Below are 19823 nucleotides of genomic sequence, written 5' to 3'. Positions count from 1 at the left end.
AACGAGCCCAGTTCATCCGGAGTCATACCTCCAGAGAACAGCCGAAACCCACCCGGGACCAGAGCCCACGCACCACCTAACAAAGCACTACTAGGACGCGGCGCCGCTCCCGGCCGGTTCGGGCGCCGGGGCCGCGTCGTCCCCGTCCTTCCAGCGGCCCGGCTCGACCATGAACGCGCCGAGCGCGACGCCCAGCAGCGGGACGGCCGGCAGCAGCGCCAGCACGCCCTGCGGACCGTGCTGCTGCGCGACCAGGCCGAACAGCGGGGCGATCAGGCCGCCGACGCTGACGGCCAGCCCCAGGGTGACGCCGGCCGCGGTGCCGGGCCGGTTGGGCAGGTAGTCCTGGCCGAGCTTGACCAGCACCGCGAACGGCAGGTTCAGCGCCGCGCCCGCCAGCACCGCGAACAGCAGCGGCGCCCACGCCCCCGGCGTCACCCGCAACAGCACCAGCGCGGGCACGGCCAGCGCGGTGCCCCACTGCGCGGTGCGCACCATGCCGATCCGGTCGGCCAGCCGCCCGCCGCCCAGGGTGCCCGCGACGCCGCCCAGCAGGAAGCAGGTCAGCGCCGCCCCGGCCAGCAGGTGGGAGGCGCCCAACTGCCGCAGCCAGTACAGCTCGATGAAGGTGCTGACACCGAAGAACACCACCGAGCGGACGACCTCCACCCCGGTCAGCACCAGGAACGGCCGCCAGCGGTCCCGCCCGCCGCGCCGCGCCCCGCCGACGGCGTGCGGGTGCGTCCGGTGCCGGGCCCGGAACAGCACCGCCGCCATCACCAGCGCCGGCAGCACGAACACCGCCGTCGCCCGCACGCCCCACGCCGCGAGCAGCGGCGTGGCCAGCACCGGCGCCAGGAAGAACCCGACGCTGCCGCCCGCCGCGAACACGCTCATCGCCCCGGCCGAGTCGCCCGCCGCCTCCCAGGCCGCCCGCCCCGCCGCCGGGTGGAACGCCGCCACCCCCAGGCCGGAGAGCAGCACCAGCAGCCACACCAGCGGGTACCCGTCCGCCAGCCCGCTCAGCCCCGCCCCGAGACCGGCCAGCGCCAGCCCCGCGCCCGCCAGCCAGGGCAGCGGCCGCCGGTCCACCAGCAGGCCGACCAGCGGCTGCGGCACCGCGCTGCCCAGCGTCGCCGCCAGCGTCAGCCCGCCCGCGGCGACGTACCCGTAGCCGCGCTCCAGCACGAAGTACGGCACCACCGCGGGCACCAGGCCCTGGTACAGGTCGTCCACGGCGTGCGCCGCGCCCCACAGCCGCATCCGGCGCCAGGTCCCCGCCGTCCCGGCCGCCGTCCCGCCCGTTCCGGCCGCCATCCCGGCCGCCGTCCCGGCCGTCGCGGCCGCCGTCCTGCTCGTCTCGCTCGTCATGCGGACCACCCTGGCGGCCGGGGCGGGGTGCGGGCTTCCGGTACTCTGCCAATCCATGTCGCCAACCCGCCAATCCGGCGCGCAGGACGCCGTGCACCAGAAGGAGACCGGCCCGAGCCGGCACCCGCTGGCGCACCGGCAGCGGATCGACTGGCACTGGCACGACGTCAACCAGCTGATCACCCCGGGCCGCGGCGTGCTGGAGGTCAGCACCCCGCACGGGCGCTGGGTCGTCCCGCCGCACCGCGCGGTCTGGCTGCCGGCCGGTGTGCCGCACGCCCAACAGGCGCACGGTCCGAGCGAGTTGCGCTGCCTGATCTACCCGGCCGGCACCAATCCGCTACGGCTGGCCACCCCCGCCGTGCTCGTCGTCACCCCGCTGCTGCGCGAGATCATCGCCCACCTGACCGGCCCCGACGCCCCCGCCGGACGGCCCGCCCGCACCCTCGAACAGGCCGCCCTGGACCAGCTCGGGCACGCCCCCGAACTCCCGCTCGGCCTGCCCCGGCCCACCGACCCGCGGCTGCGCGACCTGGCCGAACTGCTCACCGCCGACCCGGCCGACGGTCGCACGCTCGCCGAACTCGGCCGCGCCGTCGGCGCCGCCGAACGCACCCTCAGCCGGCTGTTCCACCGCGAGCTCGGTCTCGGCTTCCCGCAGTGGCGCACCCAACTGCGCCTCCAGCACGCCCTGGTGCTGCTGGCCGAGGGCCGCTCGGTCACCGGCACGGCCGCCGCCTGCGGCTTCCGCTCGCCGAGCGCGTTCATCGAGGCGTTCCGGCACGCCTTCGGCACCACGCCCGGCCGCTACCAACAGGACTGACGGGCCGTCAGCGGTGCCGCGCCCGGCCCTCCGGGCCGTACCCGCGCGAACCGTCCAGCGGGGCGGACGAGTTGGGGACCCGGTGGCGGGAGGCGGCGACCTGGCGGGAGACCACCACGTCGATCAGGCACCAGGCGGTGAGGAAGACGCCCACCGCCATCAGCGCCAACGCCGGTGTCAGCAGGCCGGTGCGGGCCCAGGAGGCGAACAGCGCCACCACGAAGGCCACCACCGTGAACGCGAACGACATGCCCGCCCGGACCGCGGCCGCCCGCACCTCGTCCGGCAGCCGACCGCGTCGACGAACGGCCATCGCCACCCCCCGTGTACGTCCCGCCCCGCCGTCCGGGGGCGCCAAGGTGTGCTCTGCCCCGTCGGGCCGAGGCTATGCCGCCGACCGGGCCGATCCCGCCAGGAGCGGGCGCGTCGCACCGAGCCCGCTCCGCGCACTCCGTCAGGATCGTATGCGGCCCCGCAAGGGCGCCGTCGCGGCGGCCCGGGACGACCGGGGCCGGTCGGGCCGGTCGAGGGGGCGGGCGGGGTGGGCGAGTTCAGTTCGGCAGGGTGGCGTCGAGCTCCTCCAGCGCGCCGACCACGATGGTCCGCATCGCCCGCTCGGCCAGCCCGGGGTCGCCCGCGCAGATCGCCTGCGCGACGTCCCGGTGCAGCTGCACCGCGTACTCGCGCGGGCGGTGCGGCATCAGCCGGTGCTCGGTGCGGCCGGTGAGGACGGCGCCCACGGTGTCCTTCAGGTGCGCGAACATCTCGTTGCCGGAGGCCCGGAGCACCACCGCGTGGAAGGCGATGTCGTGCGCCAGGAACGCGTCCAGGTCGGCGGCCCGCGCGGTGACGGTCAACTCGACGGCCAGCGCGCTCAGTTCGCGGCGGTCGTCGTCGTCCGCGTGCCGCGCCGCGAGCGCCGCCGCGGCGGGTTCCACCGCGACCCGCAGCGACCCCAGCGAGCGCAGCTGCGCGGACCGGTCGGCGCCCGCCAGCCGCCAGCGGATCACCAGCGGATCGAACACGTCCCAGTCGGCCTTCGGCCGGACGGTGATCCCGACCCGCCGCCGGGGCTCCACCAGCCGCATCGACTCCAGGATCCGCACCGCCTCCCGCACCACCGTGCGGGACACCCCGTGCCGCTGCTCCAGCTCCTCGGCGCGCAGCACCGTTCCCTCCGGCAGCTCGCCGGAGGCGATCGCCGGGCCGAGGGCGGCGAGCAGGCGGCCGGGCAGGCCCTGGATCTCCATCCGCCCAGCTTATCGGCGCCCGCAGCGGGAAGGCGGCCTCCGTTCCGCCCGGCCGCACCCCCGTTCACCAGCCCGAACACCCAAAAGTATGACGATTGGGTTTCGTTCGCTTGAATAAGTCATACCTTTGCGCCAAGGTTGCCCACGCAAGCAGGCAAGGACAGGAGCACCACCCATGGCTCTCAGCGCCGAGAACCAGCAGCCGCCCGTCGTCGTGGTGATGGGCGTCTCCGGAGTCGGGAAGACCACCGTCGCCCGACTGCTCGCCGACCGCCTCGGCCTCCCGTACGCGGAGGCCGACGACTTCCACCCCGCCGCCAACATCGCCAAGATGAGCGCCGGCACCCCGCTCGACGACCGTGACCGGCAGCCCTGGCTGCGGGCCCTCGGCGGCTGGCTCGGGGAACGGGCCGCGGCCGGCAGCGGGGGAGTGGTGACCTGCTCCGCGCTCAAGCGGGACTACCGCGAGGTGCTGCGCGCCGCCTGCCCGGACGCGTTCTTCCTGCACCTGACCGGCAGCCACGACCTGATCGGCGACCGGCTGGCGCACCGCACCGGCCACTTCATGCCGCCCTCGCTGCTGGACTCCCAGTACGCCCTGCTCGAACCGCTGCAGGCGGACGAGGACGGCACCGCGCTGGACGTCGGCGCCGACCCCGGGACGCTCGTCGACCGCGCCGTCGCGGCCCTGGCGCGGCGCCACCGCTGAACCGGCCCCCCGTCACACCCCCCGCGTCGCACCCCCCACGTCACAACCCCGCCGCCGGACGCCCGACAGCCGGCCGGAGGCGGCTCGTCAATGGAGACCCCCGTGACCCCCACCCTGCTGGCCGCCGGCGCGCCGGCGCTGCCGCACACCGCGAGCAACGGCCAGTTGCTGCTCGCCGTCCTGCTCGCCATCGGCGCGATCGTGCTGCTGATCACCAAGCTCAAGCTGCACCCGTTCCTGGCCCTCACGCTCGGCTCCGGCCTGCTCGCCGCCGTCGCCGGCGCGCCCTTCGACAAGCTGCTGGCCAGCTTCTCCACCGGCTTCGGCGCGACCGTCGCCTCGGTCGGCCTGCTGATCGGCCTCGGCGCGATGCTCGGCAAGCTGCTCGCCGACTCCGGCGGCGCCAACACGATCGCCGACACCGTGCTGGCCCGCACCGGCCCGAAGCTGCTGCCCTGGGCGATGGCGCTGATCGCCGCCGTGCTCGGCCTGCCGCTGTTCTTCGAGGTCGGCGTGGTGCTGCTGGTGCCGATCGTGCTGCTGGTGGCCCGGCGCGGCAACGCGCCGCTGATCGGCATCGGCATCCCCGCGCTGGCCGGCCTCTCGGTGCTGCACGGCCTCGTCCCGCCGCACCCCGGCCCGCTGGTCGCCGTCGACGCCCTGCACGCCGACCTGGGCGTCACCCTGGCGCTCGGCCTGCTGATCGCCGTCCCGACCCTGGTCGTGGCGGGCCCGCTGTTCGGCCGCCTCGCCCAGCGCTGGGTCGGCCCGCTGGAGATCCCGGCGGACACCTCCCCGGTGGAGCCGGTGGAGACGGTCAAGCGCGAGCGGAGCCCGAAGTTCGGCGCCGTGCTGGCGACCATCCTGCTGCCGGTGGTGCTGATGCTCGGCAAGGCGCTGGCGGACGTGCTGGTCGACGACCCGAAGGCGACCGTGCAGCGGGTCTTCGACTTCATCGGCTCGCCGCTGATCGCGCTGCTCGCCGCGACCCTGCTGGCCATGCTCACCCTCGGGCGGGCGGCCGGCTTCGACAAGGGCCGGATCTCCGAGACGGTCGGCTCGGCGCTCGGCCCGATCGCCGGCATCGTGTTCATCGTCGGCGCGGGCGGCGGCTTCAAGCAGACCCTGATCGACGTCGGCGTCGGCCAGGCGGTCAGCGAGTGGTCCGGCAAGTGGCACGTCTCCGCGCTGCTGCTGGGCTGGCTGATCGCGGTGCTGATCCGGCTCGCCACCGGCTCGGCGACGGTCGCCACCATCACCGCCGCCGGCATCGTCGCCCCGCTGGCCGCCGACATGTCGACCAGCCACTCCGCGCTGCTGGTGCTCGCGATCGGCGCCGGGTCGCTGTTCCTGTCGCACGTCAACGACGCCGGGTTCTGGCTGGTGAAGGAGTACTTCGGGATGAGCGTCGGCCAGACGCTGAAGTCCTGGTCGGTGATGGAGACGATCATCTCTGTGGTCGCCATCGCCCTGATCCTGCCGCTCAGCCTGATCGTCTGACCACCGGCACCGGCCCCCAGACCGCGACGCCCTCCGGACTTCCCGCTTCTCCCGGAGGGCGTCGCCCTGCCGTCAGGGGGCCAGCAGCTCCGAGGTGCGCTCGCGCACCTCCTCGCCGTCCAGCCCGCGCACCGTCACCGTGGTGCGCCGCCGCAGCACGTCGTCCACCGTGTACGCCCACTCCTGCTCGGCCGCGTACACCACCTGCGCCCACACGTCCGGCCCGTCCGGGTGGATCCGCTCGCCCAGCTCGGGGCGCTCGGCGATCAGGCGGGCGATCTCGAAGGACAGCGTGCCGTAGTGGGTGGCCAGGTTCCGGGCCACCAGCGGGTCCATCCGGCCGCCGGGCTCGCGGTCGGTCAGCAGCCGGCGGGCGACGGCCTGCGGGGCGCCGACGCCCGGCAGCGGGACGGTCGGCGGGATCGCCGAGACGTCCTCGGCCAGGCCGACGCCCGGGGCCTGCTTGAGCTTCTCCAGGATCACCCGGCCGATGTGCCGGTACGTGGTCCACTTGCCGCCCGCGACCGACAGCATCCCGGCCCGGCCCTCGGTCACCACCGTCTCCCGCTTGGCCGCCGCCGTCTCCCCGGGCCCGCCCGGCAGCACCCGCAGGCCCGCGAAGGCGTACGTGATGTCCTCCCGCCGCAGGTGCTCGTCCCGCACCGCGTGCCCGGCCTCGGCCAGGATCTGGTCGACGTCCGCCTCGGTGGCCCGGACGTCCAGCGGGTCGCCGGTGTACTCCTCGTCCGTGGTGCCGAGCAGGACGTGGTCCTCCCACGGGATCGCGAACGACACCCGGTAGTGGTCGATCGGGATGGTCAGCGCCGCCCGCCACGGCGCCTGCCGCCGCAGCACCACGTGCGCGCCCTTGGACAGCCGGATCGACGGCGCCGCGCCCGCGTGCTCCATCCGCCGCAGGTGGTCCACCCACGGGCCGGTGGCGTTCAGCACCAGGCGGGCGTCCACGCCGAACTCGGTGCCGTCCAGCGCGTCGCGCACCTCCGCGCCGGTGACCCGGCCGCGGGTGAAGCGCAGCCCCGTCACCTCGGCGTGGTTGAGCGCCACCGCGCCCGCGTCCACCGCCGCCCGCACCGTCATCACGGCCATCCGGGCGTCGTTCATCTGGTGGTCGCCGTACACCGCGACCCGCCGCAGCCCCTCGGTGCGCAGCCCCGGCACCGCGCGGGCCGCCGCCGACGGCGAGACCACCCGGCCCAGCCCGTCGCGGAACGCCGACAGCGCCGAGTACAGGAACACGCCCGCGCCGAGCTTCGGCGCCGAGTGCGGCCCGCCCTCGTACACCGGGACGAAGAAGGTCAGCGGGCTCACCAGGTGCGGCGCCACGTGGGTGGCCAGCGCCCGCCGCTCCTTGTGGTTCTCGGCGACCAGCCGCACCGCGCCGGTCTGCAGGTAGCGCAGCCCGCCGTGGACCAGCTTGGACGAGGCCGAGGAGGTGGCGCTCGCGAAGTCCCCGGCCTCCACCATGGCGACCTTCAGCCCGGCCTGGGCGGCGGTCCACGCGGTCGCGGTGCCGAGGATCCCGCCGCCGATCACCAGCAGGTCGTAGCGGGCCCGGCCGAGCAGCTCGCGGGTGGCGGCGCGGGAGGCGACGCGGCCGGCGGCGCGCTCGGCGCCCAGGGTCGGGACGGTGGGCGGGGTGGTTGCCATGGCGTGTGTCGGACCGGCCCTGGGCCGGGTCCGCCGCTCCTTCCGGTCGGGTGGGGTCCTGCGGGGCGGTCCCGGGTCAGGCCCCGGGCTGCTCGGGCTGCTCGTCCTGGTCGATCCAGCCCATGGTGCGCTCCACGGCCTTCAACCAGTTGCGGTGCTCGCGCTCGCGCGTGTCGGCGGCCATCCGGGGCGTCCACTCGGCGGCCCGGTGCCAGTTGGCGCGCAGGGTGTCCAGGCCGTCCCAGAAGCCGACCGCCAGGCCCGCCGCGTAGGCCGCGCCGAGGGCGGTCGTCTCGGCGACGTACGGGCGCTCGACGGGGACGTCCAGCACGTCGGCGATGCACTGCATCAGCAGGTTGTTGGAGGTCATGCCGCCGTCGACCTTCAGCGCGGTCAGCGTCACGCCGGAGTCCTTCTCCATCGCGTCCACCACCTCGCGGGTCTGCCAGGCCGTCGCCTCCAGCACCGCCCGGGCCAGGTGCCCCTTGGTGACGTACCGGGTCAGCCCGGTGATCACGCCGCGCGCGTCGGAGCGCCAGTACGGCGCGAACAGGCCGGAGAACGCGGGCACCACGTACGCGCCGCCGTTGTCCTCGACGGTGCCCGCCAGGGTCTCGACCTCGGCGGCGGTCGAGATGATGCCGAGCTGGTCGCGCAGCCACTGCACCAGCGAGCCGGTCACCGCGATCGACCCCTCCAGCGCGTACACCGGCGGCCGGTCGCCGATCCGGAAGCCGACCGTGGTGAGCAGGCCGTGGTACGAGTTGACGATCCGCTCGCCGGTGTTCAGCAGCAGGAACGTGCCGGTGCCGTACGTCGACTTGGCCTCGCCCTCGGCGAAGCAGGTCTGGCCGAACAGGGCCGCCTGCTGGTCGCCGAGCGCCGCCGCGACCGGCACGCCCGCCAGGTCGCCGACCGCCTCGCCGTACACCTCGGCGGAGGAGCGGATCTCCGGCAGCATCGCCAGCGGGACGCCGATCGACTCGGCGATCCGCTCGTCCCACTCCAGCGTGTGCAGGTTCATCAGCAGGGTGCGGGAGGCGTTGGTGACGTCGGTGACGTGCCGGCCGCCGTCCACGCCGCCGGTCAGGTTCCAGATCAGCCAGCTGTCCATCGTCCCGAACAGCACGTCCCCGGCCTCGGCGCGCTCGCGCAGCCCCTCGACGTGGTCCAGCAGCCAGCGGATCTTCGGACCGGCGAAGTAGCTGGCCAGCGGCAGGCCGGTCTCCCGGCGGAACCGGTCCTGCCCGACGTTGCGCCCCAGCTCGCGGCAGAGCGCCTCGGTGCGGGTGTCCTGCCAGACGATCGCGTGGTGCACCGGGACGCCGGTGTGCCGGTCCCACAGCACCGTGGTCTCGCGCTGGTTGGTGATGCCGACCGCCCGGATGTCCGCCGAGGTCAGCCCGGCCCGCTCCAGCGCGCCGCGCACCACCGAGCGGACCCTGGTCCAGATCTCCGCCGCGTCGTGCTCCACCCAGCCGGGCTGCGGGAAGATCTGCGCGTGCTCCTGCTGGTCGACGGCGACGATCCGGCCGTCCGCGTCGAACAGGATGCACCGGCTGGACGTGGTGCCCTGGTCGATCGCTGCGATGTGGCTGGCGGTCATGCGGTTCCTCGGCTCACGGACGTCAACGGGGCGGGGGTGACCATTCGTCAGTCCCCGTGCGCGCGGGTCCGGCAAACCAGGCGGGCGGTCGACCCACCGGAAGCCCCCGGACGCCGTTCGACAATGTCGAACGGCCTTCGGCAGCCAACCGCAGCCGGACACCCCCCGTCAAGGCGGTGTGACGCACCCCGCTCGCCGCCCGGGGCTCAGAACCGGTGCGCGCCCAGGTCCCGGGAGATCGCCCGGGCCGCCGTCCGCACCGAGGCCACCAGCGCCGGGCGCACCGCGCCGTCCGGACCGCACACCGTCTCCACCGCGCCCGACACGCACACCGCGCCGACCGGGTTGCGCCGCCGGTCCCGGATCAGCGCCGCCACCGAGGCCACGCCCTCCCAGGTCTCCTCCACCGCGTCCGCCCAGCCGCGCTCGCGGACCAGCGCGCACTGCGCGTCCAGCGCGTCCGGCCCGGTCACCGTCCGGGCCGTGAACGCCTCCCACGGACCGTCGCCCAACTCGCCGCGCGCCACCGGGTCGTACGCCAGCAGCACCTTGCCCAGCGCGGTCGCGTGCAGCGGCTGCATCGAACCGACCTCCAGCACCTGCCGCGAGTCGTCCGGCCGGAACACGTGGTGCACCACCAGCACCCCCCGCTGGTGCAGCACCCCCAGGTACACCGTCTCGCCGGCCGCCCGCGCCAGGTCGTCCGCCCACACCAGCGCCCGGGCCCGCAGCTCGTGCACGTCCAGGTAGCTCTGGCCCAGCCGCAGCAGCTCCGCGCCCAACTGGTACTTGCCGCTCTCCGGGTCCTGCTCGACGAAACCCTCCTGCTGCAGCGTGCGCAGGATCCCGTGCGCGGTGCCCTTCGCCAGCCCCAGCCCCGTCGCCACCTCCGACAGGCCGAGCCGGCGCTCCCCGCCCGCCAGCAGGCGCAGGATCGCGGCCGCCCGCGACAGCGACTGGATCGCACCGGGCACCCGCCCACCTCCACTGACCACCGGTCGACAATGCCGACCACCATCCCGGAACGGGGCGACGCACCCCGGACGACCGTACTACCCGACCGCCCGGCCCCGCCCTCCCGTCCTCCCGTCCTCCCGTCCTGTTGGGCCACCCGCCCGTCCACCACGCCCGGCAGCGCAGCACGGTCAGCGGCGGGTTCGCCGGGAACGAGACCGGCGGCTCCAGCAGCGCCGTCACCCGCACCCGCGGACCGATCGCGGTGTCCGCGCCGACCCGCCGCGCACGTCCCCGACCGGGCCGAGGAACCCCGGCACCTCGCCGTACCGCGCCAGCGGCAGGGTCTTGAACCCCTCGAAGGCCTCGCCGATCCCGTCGTACAGCCGCTCGCCCATCCGTCAGGTCCCCTCGCTCCGTGGTGTCGGCCCCCGCCGGAATCCTCCCGCCGGGGCCGGGCCGCGCCCTCCTGGCCGAAGCCACGAAACCGGGCGCGCGAGCACCGCCCGGCGCCGCCCGATCCGCCGAACCGGCTACCGGGCGGGCTCGTCCGCGGGTTCCGCGACCCAGCCCGCCATCAGGACCAGACCGGTCGGCCGGTGCACCGCCAGGAAGGCGAACGGCCGGTCGAAGCTCGCGGTGGCGGCCCGCGGCCGCTCCCGGCGCGGTGGCACGCCCGCTCCCAGCCGGGCCCGGACCGAGGTGACCGCGCCCGCCTCGAAGCCCTCGGCCGAGAAGGCCGCCAGCACGCTCTGCCCGGCCTCCGCCACGTACAGCGGCATCCGGCGGCTGATGCCGGGGAACCACCCCCCGTCCGCGGCCCCGGCCGCGACCAGGCCGAACAGTTCGGCGCGTTCGCACAGGTCGTGCTGGGCGCGGACGGTGAACGCGACGGTCCGCAGCGTGCCCAGGTCCTCGTGGCGGCCGTCCGTGCGGGGCTCCAGCCGCAGGCCCGGGGCGGGGGTGCCGTCGGGCAGGTCGGTGAGCGGGATCCGGGCCAGCGCGCCCGCGACCAGGTCGAACCCGGCCGTGACCACCGCGCCGGGGGCGGCGTCCGGTCCGCCCAGCACCAGGTGGACGTCGATCCCGCCGCCGCCCGCCACCCGGACCTCCGTCACCGGTCCGGCCGCGCCCCGCGCCACCGAGATCCGGCGGAACAGCTCCGGCCCGCCGTGCTCCAGCCCGCCCACCGGGCGGCCCGCCCACGGCCCCGCCGCCACCTCGGTGAAGCCGGGGCGGAACGGCACCGGCCAGCGGGTGCGCACCAGCAGGGCCGAGGCCAGCACCAGCTTGGTGTCCGGGTCGAGGTCGAGCGGGATCCCGGGCACCAGCCCGCCGGTCGAGCGCTCGGCCCAACCGTCCAACGCCGCCCGGTCCCTGCTCCGGTCCCCGGTCAACTCCCGGTGCGCGGACGGGCCGAGCAGCGCCGCCCAGGACGGCTCGACCTCGGCGTCCGCCGCCGTCCACACGCCGAGCGCGGCCGCGCAGCCCGGCACCTCCCGCACCAGCTCCAGCAGCTCGCGGGCCTGGGCCGGGGCGTGCTCCGCGGGGACGCCCAGGGCCTCGGCCAGTTCGGTGCGGGCCGGGCCGTCCGCGCCCGCCGCGAGCATCGCGAGCAGCGGCCAGACGCCGAGCGCCGTCCAGGCCCGGCTGCCGTCGCTGAGGTCCAATTCCCGCCCCCAGCGCGCCCCCAGCGCGTTGACCCGCCCGGTCGCGGCCGGCCGGGCGGTCGGCGCCCAGAAGGTCCGGGCCCGTGGTCCGTCGTCCGGTCTCATGCCCGGGAGACTACCCGTTTTTCGTCGCCTTGACGATAATCGGGAGCGGCTCAGGTCCGCAGCGCCGCCGCCAGCCGGGCGATCCCGTCCGGCCCGACCCGGCAGCAGCCGCCGACCAGCCGGGCCCCGGCCGCCACCCAGTCCACCGCCCGCGCCGGGTCGAACGCCGCCTCGCCCGTCCAGTCCCGGGCCGTCGCGTCCCAGCCCTCGCCGCTGTTCGGGTAGGCCACCGCCGGCAGGCCGGTCACCTCCGCCGCCAGCGCCACCGCCGCGTCCACCTCCTGCGGCGCGCAGCAGTTCACGCCCACCGCGATCGCCTCCGGCACCTCCGCCGCCAGTGCGAACGCCTCCGCCAACGGCTCCCCGCCCCGGGTCAGCCCGCCCGCCGCGCCGAACGAGAACCACACCGGCACCCCCAACCCCCGCACGCAGTCCGCCAGGACGGCCGCCTCCAGCAGGTCGGGCACGGTCTCCACCGCCAGCACGTCCGGCCCGGCCGCCGCCAGCACCTCCAGCCGGGGGCGGTGGAACTCCGCCAGCTCCGCCGCCGACAGCCCGTAGTGGCCCCGGTACTCGGAGCCGTCCGCCCGCACCGCCCCGTACGGGCCGACCGAGGCCGCCACCCAGCGCGGACGGCCGTCGCCCAGCTCCGCCGACACCTCCTCGGCCGCCAGCCGGGCCACCTCCACGCTCAGCGCCAGCAGCCGGTCGGTCTTCGCCGCGTCCACCCCGCGGGCGGCGAAGCCCGCGCGGCTGGCCTGGTAGCTGGCCGTGGTCGCCACCTGCGCGCCCGCCGCGAAGTACGCCCGGTGCGCGGCCACCAGCTGCCCCGGCTCGTCCAGCAGCAGCCGGGCCGACCAGAGGCCGTCCGAGAGGTCGCAGCCCTGCTCGGCCAGCCGGTTCGACAGCCCGCCGTCGAGCAGTACGGGTCCGGCCGTCACCGCGGCCGCCAGGGCCGCACCGGAAGGGGAAGAGCCGAAGTCCGTCGCCATCCTCCCAGCCTGCACCCGGCTCCGGCCCCCGGCGACCCCGGGGTGCCCCCGGGGCGGGAGCGGCCCGCCGCGGGGTGCGCCCGGCCATCCCTCGATCGTAAACGCGGCGTGACGCCCGGCCGGTGACCGAAGGGCCCGGGTCACCCGCCCGGGAGGTGCGCGCCGAAACAGTTGACGGTGTCCCCAAATCGTGGCGCGGCGGAGCGAGTTCATGGGCCGTCGAGCCGATGGGCCGTCAACGAACGGCAGAACTCACCCGGTTGGCGGCACGCACGCGATCCGTCGCACAGCGTGGCGGTAGTGTGACGTTCCGTTGCCGCACCGATTGTGTGACGGCGCGTCCGAAAACACCGCGGGCGCCACCCGCCGACCCTGTCCCTGGGGCGGCCGTGCCCCGCGCCAGACCCACACTGGAGAACCTCCACCATGACCACTTCCGTGCAGCTCGACCGTGCCCAGAAGCGCTTCGACCTCTGGGACGTGAACGGCGACGGCCAGATCGACCGCGCCGACTGGGACGCCGAGGCCAAGCGCATCCTGCAGGCCTTCGGCGAGGCCCCGGGCTCCCCGGCCGCCCGCCAGCTGACCGACGCCTACCTCGGCATGTGGGGCTTCTTCGCCGACAAGGCCGGCATCGACGAGCACACCGGCGCGCTCACCCCCGAGCAGTTCAACCACATCGCCGAGGAGCACATCCTGGAGAACGGCGGCGCCGGCTTCGGCCGCGTCGTCAAGCCGACCATCCAGGCCATGGTCGAGCTGGTCGACGTGGACGGCGACGGCCAGGTCAACCCGGCCGAGTTCAAGTCCTGGCTGGACGCGATCGGCGTCTCGGACGTCGACCCGGCCGACGCCTTCCGCCAGATCGACAGCAACGGCGACGGCCAGCTGTCCGTCGAGGAGCTGGTGCAGGCCGTGCGCGCCTACCACCTGGGCGAGATCGACGTCCCGCTGCTCGGCCGCTGAGCGGACCGGACACCCGGCTGACGACCGAGGGCCCGGAACGGGGATGGCGCCCCTCGTTCCGGGCCCCGCCGCGTGCGGTGACCCCCGGCCCGGCCCCCGCGCCCGGCTACCGCCTCAGATCTCCTCCACCGGGACGAAGCGCACCGGCAGCTCCGGCCGCAGGTCCAGCTTCTCGCCGGTGAGCAGGTGGTCGGCCGCGATCAGCACGTTGTAGTGGTTGGGGAAGTGGCAGCCGTCGAAGCCCAGCACCGTGCCCACCCGGTGCTCGCCGACGTACACCACGTCGCCGCGGTCCAGCACCCCGGCGACCGCGATCTCCGCGAAGCCCAGGAACCCGACCCGGTCGATCCGCGCGCCCGCCACGGTGTCCCGCTGGTCGGTGGTGACCAGCTCGTGCACCTCGCCCGCCCGGACGCACCGGCTGGCGAACGGCTCCAGGCTCATCCCGCGCTCGGTGCGGCTGTGCAGCAGCACCTTCACCAGGGTGCCGGTCACCGTCCGCTTCGGCCCGTTCTCGCGCAGCGGCGGCACGCCCTGCCAGTCCTGCCAGCCCGCCAGCGGGTCCCGGATCATCCGCGCACCCCCGCCCCGGCCGCCCCGGCGCCGGCCGCCTCGGCGCGGTACGCCGCCTCGACCACCCGCAGCGCGTCCACCCCGTCCGGGCCCCGGTCCGCCCGGGCGCCCGGCCCGACCGGCCCGTCGTGCGTTCCGCCGCCGCGCAGCAGCCCGGCGAACGCGCCGACGATGCCCTCGTACTCGTGCCACAGCGACTGCTTGAAGCCCTCGTGCCCGGCCAGCAGGTCCGCCCGCAGCACCGACCCGTCCGCCAACTCGACCTCCACGTCCTTGAGTTCGCCCGGGTACGACCAGTCGAGCTCGATCCGGCCGCGCACCCCGTCCGGGCCCGCCAGCTCCAGTGCGGCGGACCGGTCCACTCCGTCGCCGTCGCGCACCACCCGGGCGCCGGTCAGCTCCAGCGGGCCGGCCAGCAGCCGCAGCAGGTCGTACGCGTTCGGGCCGTTGTCGGCGACGCAGCCGCCGCCGCACCGCGCCGGGTCCAGGTACCAGCGGTCCCGGCCGACGTGCTCCTCGATCAGCTCGAAGTAGCGCGCGGTCACCGACCGCACGGGGGAGGGGTGGCGGGCCACCGCCCCGGCCAACTCCCGCACCGCCGTGTTGTAGCGGCGGTGGAAGGCGGTGAACAGCGGCACCCGCCGCTCGGCCGCCAGTGCCGCCAGCTCCTCGCCCTCGGCGGCCCGCAGGGCCAGCGGCTTCTCCACGCACACCGGCAGGCCGGCCCGCAGCGCGTCCCGGGCGATGGTCAGGTGCAGGTCGTTCGGGACGGTCACCACCACGGCGTCCAGCCCGCCGGCCGCCAGCATCTCCCGGTGGTCGGTGAAGCGCGCCACCAGGCCGTCGAACGGCTCCAGCACCGCCGCGTCCCGGTCGCACACCGCCGCCAGCCGCACCCCCGGCACCCGCTCCAGCGCGGCCAGGTAGAACCGCGAGATCACCCCGAGCCCGACCACCCCGAACCGCAGCCCGCTCACCGGCCACCGCCCTCGACCGCGCCGGCGCCGGCGCCGGCGTCCACCGGACGGATGCCGAACCGCCCGGCGATCTCCGCCAGTTCGGCCAGCAGCGGGACGGCCAGCGGCACCCCGTCGCGGTGCGACTCGGCGGTGCGCCGGGCCTCGTGCCACCCCGGGTACGCCACCGGACCCGCATTCCCGTCGGCCGGCGGGCAGTCCAGCACCGTGCCGAACAGGGTGCGGGCGTCCAGCGCCAGCTGGTCCGCGTCCCGGAGCGTCGCCGGGGCGATCGCCAGCGCGAACACGCCGATGTCGTCGTCCCGCCCGGACGGCCGGCCGTCGCCCGTCAGCGCGGCCGGCTCCGGGCCCAGGCCCGCGCCCGGCAGCAGCGCCGCCAGCACCTCCACCATCAGCCCCAGCCCGAAGCCCTTGAACTCGCCGCCCGAACCGGCCCCCAGCCAGAGCAGGTGCGCCTCGCCCCGGTCGAACGCGCCCGGGTCCGTCACCGCCCGCCCGTCCGGCCCGGCCAGCCACCCCTCCGGGATCGACCGGCCCGCCCGCTCGGCCGCCCGGACCCGGCCGGTCGGCACCGCCGTGGTGCTCATGTCCAGGACGTACGGCGGCAGTTCGCCGGCCGGTGCGGCCACGCTCCACGGGTTGGTGCCCAGCAGCGCCACCGCGCCGCCCGGCGGCCGGGCGATCCGCTGGCGGCCGCAGTTCGACGCCAGCAGCCCGATCATCCCGCGCCCGGTGACCCGCGCCGCGTGGTGGCCCGCGCAGCCGAAGTGGGTGGCCCGGCGCACCGACACCAGCCCGATCCCGTACCGCTCGGCCCGCTCCGCCGCCAGCTCCATCGCCGCCCCGGCCTGCCACAGCCCGAGCGCCCCGGCGGCGTCCACCAGCACCGCCGCCCCCCGGTCGGCCAGCACCACCGGCTCCGCCAGCGGATCGGCCCGGCCCTCGGCCAGCAGCGGCAGGTACAGCCGGCCCAGGTTGGCCAGCCCGTGCGAGTCCATCCCGGCGGCGTCGCCGTAGCACAGCGCCCGCGCCGCCTCCCGGGCGCGCTCGAGCGGCAGCCGGTGCGCGGCGAACACCTCGGTGGTGAAACGGATCAGATCGGCGTACGGGACGCGGACGGTGCCGGCGGCACTGGGCGCGGACGCCACGGTGGTCACGGGGAACAGCCTCCAGTCGGATTCATCGGCAGAGCGGTGGAGGGCCCAGAGGGCCGAAGGGGGTCAGCGGCGGACGAAGGCCACCAGCAGGCGGGCCACCGCCGAGGCGAAGGCGTCGAGCTGCGCGGCCTCGGCGAACTCGCCCGCCGCGTGCGCCCGGTTGGCGCCCAGCTCGCCCGGACCGAGCACCACGGTGAACGCGTCGTCCGGCAGGCCGGCCGTCCAGATCGCGTCGCAGGTGAAGGCCGGCTCCGCGTCCGACACCCGGGCGATCCCGGCCGCCCCCGCCAGCAGTTCCTCGAACTCCGGATGCCGGTTGTCCAGGACGGGCAGGCCGCGCTTGGGCCAGTCGAGCCGGGTGATCCGCGCGCAGTCGGCCGCGGTCCGGGCGAACTCCGGCAGTCCGCCGAACAGGTCCCGGAACTCCGCCAACCCGGAGCGGACCGAGGCCGTCACCGCCGCCTCCGCCCGGCGGCCCGAAGCGGCGTCCCGGTAGGGGAGGTTGAGCAGCAAGTCGCCGCTCCCGTAGACCCGGTTGTGCAGCGGGCCGGTGCTCAGGCCCGCCACGCAGACCGGGTCGCGCGGCCCGGCCGCGGCGCCCAGCTCCCGCGCCAGGTGCTGGGCGAGGAAGCCGAGCAGCACCGTCGCGTTGTGGCCCGCGCCCGGGCAGTCGTCGATCGCGTCCTCGCCGCGCACCCGCAGCCGGGCCGTGGCGGCGGCCGTCGCCCGGGGCAGGAAGCGCAGGCCGGTCGGCTCGCAGAACACGTTCAACGCGCCGACGTACCCGGCCTCGACCAGCGGACGGGTGCCGAACACGCCCATCGCGCCGCCCTCCTCGCCGGACACCGCCTGCACCAGCACCGCGACCTCCCGCCCCACCCGGGGCTCCGCCGCCACCGCCGCCCGCACCCCGGCCAGCAGCGCCACCGCCGGGCCCTTGGCGTCGATCGCGCCCCGCCCGGTGAACCGCCGCCCGTCGAAGGCCACCGGCTCCGGGCCGGCCACGGTGTCCAGGTGCACGTTGAACATCACCGTCGCCGCCCGCGGCAGCGCGGGCCCCAGCCGCAGCACCAGGCTCGGCTGGCAGGCCAGGAACCCCGGCCCCGCCGCCTCCACCGCCCGCCGGACGGTCAGCGGCACGTCCGGCCGGTCGAGCCCGGCCGGCCCGGGCGCGCCCCGGTACAGCTCGGCCAGGCCGAGGCGGCCCGCGGCCCGCGCGTACACCTCCAGCGCCTCGGGCAGCAGCGGCGGCGGCGCGCCCGGGCCGGTCTCCAGCGGCCCGGCGGTCGGCAGCCGCAGCAGGTCGAGCAGCAACTCCCGCTCTTCCGGCGAGAGTTCCGTCTCCAGCGGGATGGTCTCAGTGAGCACCGGACACCGCCTCCGCGGCCGGTTCCGCGGCCGCCTCCGCGGCCGGTTCCGCCTGCCGGGGCAGCGGGGCCTCCCGGGCCAGGCCGCCCGGGACGAGCCGCCAGCCGGGGGAGTGCGGCAGCACCTCGCGCTCGACCAGGGCGGTCAACGCCCGTCCGGCGGCGACGAATCCGCTCTCGGAGCGGCCGTCCGCCGCCAGGCCCTCGTGCGGCCGGGTGGCCAGGTGCGGCTCCAGCGACCAGCCGCCGCGCCAGCCGCGCGTGGTCAACAGCCGCAGGGACTCGGCGAGTCGGGCGTAGCCCGTGCCGGGCAGCACGTACCGGGTCTGCCCGCCGCCGCCGACCGCGTCCTTGACGTGCACGTGGTCGACGTCGCCGGCGCTCCGGCGCAGCAGCTCGAACCCGTCGTAGCCGTACGGGACGCCGTTGCCGGTGTCGTGCAGCAGCCGCAGTCCGGGGCCGCCGACCGAGGCCATCAGGTCGAGCGTGTTCTCGATCGAACTCCCGGCCCAGCCCGCGCAGTTCTCGTGCAGCAGGAGCAGGTTGCCGCGCTGCGCGCCGACCGCGAGGCGGTGCATCCGCTCCAGTGCCAGCCGGCGCCACTCGGCCGCCGGCAGGCCGGTGCCGTTGGGGTAGGACATGATCCGGATCCGGCGGGTGCCGAGCAGTTCGGCGCGGGTGGCGAGCCGGCCGAGTTCGGCGTCGTCCGCGCCGGGGTCGCCGGTGACGTCGGAGGCCCAGTTGCCGATCCGGGAGGCGAGAGCGGAGACCCGGATGCCGCGCCGCTTCAGGGCGGTGGCGAGGGAGCGGACCCGCCGGTGGTCGAGGTCGGCGATCCAGACGCCGTCCACCGTGCGCAACTCCAGTTCGCGCCAGCCGAGTTCTTCCAGGGCGTCGATCTGCCCGGCCAGGTCGGGGGCGGCTTCGTCGCCGATCCCGCCGAACCGGATCGCGGGCCGCCGGGCCACCGGCGTCCGGTTGGCCCGCCGGCGCCGGGTCCGGCCGCCCTTGCGGAGGGCGCTCACCGGGCCGCCGCCGTCCGCGCCGAGGCGCCGCGGGCGCCGTCGGCGGCGATCGCCTTGGCCCGGTCGAGCAGCCGCACCACCTGGGCGTTCACCTCCAGGTCGGGGTGCGGCCCGCGCCCCGACCCGGGCGCCGCGTAGTAGCCGTAGGTGTGCTCCAGGAACCCGCCGAGCGCGTCGTCGTGCAGCAGCTCGGTCCGCTCGCCGTCCCGGTCGATGACGGTCAGCCGGGCGTACGCGTCGGCCTCGCTGCCGGGGAAGTGGCCGATCAGGGTGGTGTGTGCCAGCTCCAGGGTGATCCGGCGCTCGCGCACCGGTGAGGTGAGGTCGGAGCGGATCCGGGTCCACGCCCCGCTGTCGTGCTGGAGGTTGAGCCAGGCGGTGCCCAGTCGGGGCAGCACCCGCCCGCCGACCACCATGTCGGTGCCGCCCGCGCCGGTCACCTCGCCGGGCCCGGCCAGTGCCAGGCACAGGCCCAGCGAGTGCGGCAGCTCGACGTCGAAGGCGGTGGGGTGGCCGTCGCCGGCCAGCGAGCGGGAGAAGCGCGGCTTGCGCTGGACGACGTGGATCGTGCGCAGCGGCCCGTGCGCGTCCTGGGCGAGCAGCGCGCGCAGCCGATCGGTCAGGCGGCTGCCCAGCCACTGGGCGACCACCACCAGGTCGATCCCGTACCGGTCGCGCAGCGCGAGCAACTCGTCCAGGCCGCGGCTGTCGGCGGCCACCGGCTTCTCCAGCAGCACCCGGCGGTAGCCGAGCCGTCCGAGCGTCTCCAGCGCGGCGGCCCGCTCGGTGGGCGGGGTGCACAGGTGGACGACGGTGCGCTCCGGGTCGGACAGCCGGGGCGCCTCGGCCAGGCTGGTCGGGCGCAGGTCGGCGGCGGCCCCGGGGCGGCGGTACGGGTCGGTGGCGAGCACCGGCCCGGGCGCGAACAGGTGCGCGGTGCCGGGCGCGGCGCGCAGCCGGCGCAGCACCGGCAGGTGGAGTCCGTGGCCGGCCCGCCCCATTCCGACGAGTAAGGTCCCGAGTCCGTTCGGCATGGCGAGACGTCATTCCTTCCGCGTCGCGGTCGTACTTCGTCCGGTATTCAATCAGCACTTCGGCGACGATCCGACT

The 19823-nt window shown here is 76.1% G+C and carries 18 protein-coding genes and 1 pseudogene; 4 read left to right on the top strand and 15 right to left on the bottom strand.

Annotated features, from left to right (window positions below; translation table 11 throughout):
• Window positions 1-90 precede the first annotated feature (90 nt).
• A complete protein-coding gene (locus ACZ3J7_RS38000; protein WP_465627865.1) occupies window positions 91-1317 on the bottom strand; it encodes an MFS transporter in 1227 nt (408 codons plus the stop codon).
• Between the two features lie 109 nt (window positions 1318-1426).
• Between ACZ3J7_RS38000 and ACZ3J7_RS37995 the strand changes: the two genes are divergently transcribed.
• Window positions 1427-2194, top strand: a complete 768-nt coding sequence (locus tag ACZ3J7_RS37995; protein ID WP_465627863.1) for a helix-turn-helix transcriptional regulator — start codon at window positions 1427-1429, stop codon at window positions 2192-2194.
• Window positions 2195-2201: 7 nt separating this feature from the next.
• Here ACZ3J7_RS37995 and ACZ3J7_RS37990 read toward each other — a convergent pair whose 3' ends face one another.
• The gene (locus tag ACZ3J7_RS37990) at window positions 2202-2507 is read right to left on the bottom strand and encodes a hypothetical protein (RefSeq protein ID WP_465627861.1); all 306 of its coding nucleotides are present in this window, start codon (window positions 2505-2507) and stop codon (window positions 2202-2204) included.
• A 238-nt stretch (window positions 2508-2745) separates the two neighbouring features.
• Complete coding sequence (locus ACZ3J7_RS37985) at window positions 2746-3444, bottom strand: FadR/GntR family transcriptional regulator (protein WP_465627859.1); 699 nt, start codon at window positions 3442-3444, stop codon at window positions 2746-2748.
• 175 nt (window positions 3445-3619) lie between these two features.
• Here ACZ3J7_RS37985 and ACZ3J7_RS37980 point away from each other — a divergent pair, with 175 nt between their 5' ends.
• Together ACZ3J7_RS37980 and ACZ3J7_RS37975 are read left to right on the top strand one after the other, a co-directional pair.
• A complete protein-coding gene (locus ACZ3J7_RS37980; protein ID WP_465627857.1) occupies window positions 3620-4153 on the top strand; it encodes a gluconokinase in 534 nt (177 codons plus the stop codon).
• Between the two features lie 90 nt (window positions 4154-4243).
• A complete protein-coding gene (locus ACZ3J7_RS37975; RefSeq protein ID WP_465627855.1) occupies window positions 4244-5653 on the top strand; it encodes a GntT/GntP/DsdX family permease in 1410 nt (469 codons plus the stop codon).
• 72 nt (window positions 5654-5725) lie between these two features.
• Here the strand turns inward: ACZ3J7_RS37975 and ACZ3J7_RS37970 are convergent, their stop codons facing one another.
• From ACZ3J7_RS37970 to mmuM, 6 genes and pseudogenes are all read right to left on the bottom strand, one after another.
• A complete protein-coding gene (locus ACZ3J7_RS37970) occupies window positions 5726-7321 on the bottom strand; it encodes a glycerol-3-phosphate dehydrogenase/oxidase (protein ID WP_465627853.1) in 1596 nt (531 codons plus the stop codon).
• A gap of 76 nt (window positions 7322-7397) precedes the next feature.
• Window positions 7398-8927 (bottom strand): glycerol kinase GlpK, encoded by a 1530-nt coding sequence (glpK, locus tag ACZ3J7_RS37965; protein WP_465627851.1) that lies wholly within the window; start codon window positions 8925-8927, stop codon window positions 7398-7400.
• Between the two features lie 206 nt (window positions 8928-9133).
• Window positions 9134-9901, bottom strand: a complete 768-nt coding sequence (locus tag ACZ3J7_RS37960; protein WP_465627850.1) for an IclR family transcriptional regulator — start codon at window positions 9899-9901, stop codon at window positions 9134-9136.
• A gap of 255 nt (window positions 9902-10156) precedes the next feature.
• Window positions 10157-10279 (bottom strand): annotated as a pseudogene (locus tag ACZ3J7_RS37955) (class I SAM-dependent methyltransferase); the annotation flags it as partial.
• Window positions 10280-10414: 135 nt separating this feature from the next.
• Entirely contained in the window at window positions 10415-11656 is a 1242-nt protein-coding gene (locus ACZ3J7_RS37950; RefSeq protein ID WP_465627848.1) for a serpin family protein, read from the bottom strand.
• A gap of 50 nt (window positions 11657-11706) precedes the next feature.
• Window positions 11707-12648, bottom strand: coding sequence for a homocysteine S-methyltransferase (gene mmuM / locus ACZ3J7_RS37945; RefSeq protein ID WP_465627846.1), 942 nt, complete (start codon window positions 12646-12648; stop codon window positions 11707-11709).
• Window positions 12649-13074: 426 nt separating this feature from the next.
• On the opposite strand from mmuM, the gene ACZ3J7_RS37940 reads away from it, so the two are divergent.
• A complete protein-coding gene (locus tag ACZ3J7_RS37940) occupies window positions 13075-13614 on the top strand; it encodes an EF-hand domain-containing protein (RefSeq protein WP_465627844.1) in 540 nt (179 codons plus the stop codon).
• A 114-nt stretch (window positions 13615-13728) separates the two neighbouring features.
• Here the strand turns inward: ACZ3J7_RS37940 and ACZ3J7_RS37935 are convergent, their stop codons facing one another.
• From ACZ3J7_RS37935 to ACZ3J7_RS37910, 6 genes are all read right to left on the bottom strand, one after another.
• On the bottom strand, window positions 13729-14187 hold the full coding sequence (locus tag ACZ3J7_RS37935; RefSeq protein WP_465627842.1) for a DUF6917 domain-containing protein: 459 nt from the start codon (window positions 14185-14187) through the stop codon (window positions 13729-13731).
• On the bottom strand, window positions 14184-15164 hold the full coding sequence (locus ACZ3J7_RS37930) for a Gfo/Idh/MocA family protein (protein WP_465627840.1): 981 nt from the start codon (window positions 15162-15164) through the stop codon (window positions 14184-14186). Before ACZ3J7_RS37930 ends, ACZ3J7_RS37935 begins: the two co-directional genes overlap by 4 nt.
• The gene (locus ACZ3J7_RS37925) at window positions 15161-16321 is read right to left on the bottom strand and encodes an Ldh family oxidoreductase (RefSeq protein WP_465627838.1); all 1161 of its coding nucleotides are present in this window, start codon (window positions 16319-16321) and stop codon (window positions 15161-15163) included. The genes ACZ3J7_RS37930 and ACZ3J7_RS37925 overlap by 4 nt, the downstream gene beginning before the upstream one ends.
• A gap of 63 nt (window positions 16322-16384) precedes the next feature.
• Window positions 16385-17689, bottom strand: coding sequence for a M20/M25/M40 family metallo-hydrolase (locus ACZ3J7_RS37920; RefSeq protein ID WP_465627836.1), 1305 nt, complete (start codon window positions 17687-17689; stop codon window positions 16385-16387).
• Window positions 17679-18713, bottom strand: a complete 1035-nt coding sequence (locus ACZ3J7_RS37915; RefSeq protein WP_465627834.1) for a sugar phosphate isomerase/epimerase family protein — start codon at window positions 18711-18713, stop codon at window positions 17679-17681. The genes ACZ3J7_RS37920 and ACZ3J7_RS37915 overlap by 11 nt, the downstream gene beginning before the upstream one ends.
• A complete protein-coding gene (locus ACZ3J7_RS37910; RefSeq protein ID WP_465627832.1) occupies window positions 18710-19747 on the bottom strand; it encodes a Gfo/Idh/MocA family oxidoreductase in 1038 nt (345 codons plus the stop codon). Before ACZ3J7_RS37910 ends, ACZ3J7_RS37915 begins: the two co-directional genes overlap by 4 nt.
• Window positions 19748-19823: the final 76 nt, after the last annotated feature.

The sequence above is a fragment of the Kitasatospora sp. NPDC015121 genome (genome assembly GCF_055562955.1).
The sequence above is the reverse complement of the archived record's forward strand: the minus strand, read 5'-3'. Positions and strand labels throughout refer to the sequence as shown.

Excerpts from the sequence above, each read along its gene's own strand:
- ACZ3J7_RS38000 (WP_465627865.1), bottom strand. The coding sequence starts at position 1,317 with ATGGCGGCCGGAACGGGCGGGACGGCGGCCGGGACGGCGGGGACCTGG.
- ACZ3J7_RS37995 (WP_465627863.1), top strand. The coding sequence starts at position 1,427 with ATGTCGCCAACCCGCCAATCCGGCGCGCAGGACGCCGTGCACCAGAAG.
- ACZ3J7_RS37990 (WP_465627861.1), bottom strand. The coding sequence starts at position 2,507 with ATGGCCGTTCGTCGACGCGGTCGGCTGCCGGACGAGGTGCGGGCGGCC.
- ACZ3J7_RS37985 (WP_465627859.1), bottom strand. The coding sequence starts at position 3,444 with ATGGAGATCCAGGGCCTGCCCGGCCGCCTGCTCGCCGCCCTCGGCCCG.
- ACZ3J7_RS37980 (WP_465627857.1), top strand. The coding sequence starts at position 3,620 with ATGGCTCTCAGCGCCGAGAACCAGCAGCCGCCCGTCGTCGTGGTGATG.
- ACZ3J7_RS37975 (WP_465627855.1), top strand. The coding sequence starts at position 4,244 with ATGGAGACCCCCGTGACCCCCACCCTGCTGGCCGCCGGCGCGCCGGCG.
- ACZ3J7_RS37970 (WP_465627853.1), bottom strand. The coding sequence starts at position 7,321 with ATGGCAACCACCCCGCCCACCGTCCCGACCCTGGGCGCCGAGCGCGCC.
- glpK (WP_465627851.1), bottom strand. The coding sequence starts at position 8,927 with ATGACCGCCAGCCACATCGCAGCGATCGACCAGGGCACCACGTCCAGC.
- ACZ3J7_RS37950 (WP_465627848.1), bottom strand. The coding sequence starts at position 11,656 with ATGAGACCGGACGACGGACCACGGGCCCGGACCTTCTGGGCGCCGACC.
- mmuM (WP_465627846.1), bottom strand. The coding sequence starts at position 12,648 with ATGGCGACGGACTTCGGCTCTTCCCCTTCCGGTGCGGCCCTGGCGGCC.
- ACZ3J7_RS37940 (WP_465627844.1), top strand. The coding sequence starts at position 13,075 with ATGACCACTTCCGTGCAGCTCGACCGTGCCCAGAAGCGCTTCGACCTC.
- ACZ3J7_RS37935 (WP_465627842.1), bottom strand. The coding sequence starts at position 14,187 with ATGATCCGGGACCCGCTGGCGGGCTGGCAGGACTGGCAGGGCGTGCCG.
- ACZ3J7_RS37910 (WP_465627832.1), bottom strand. The coding sequence starts at position 19,747 with ATGCCGAACGGACTCGGGACCTTACTCGTCGGAATGGGGCGGGCCGGC.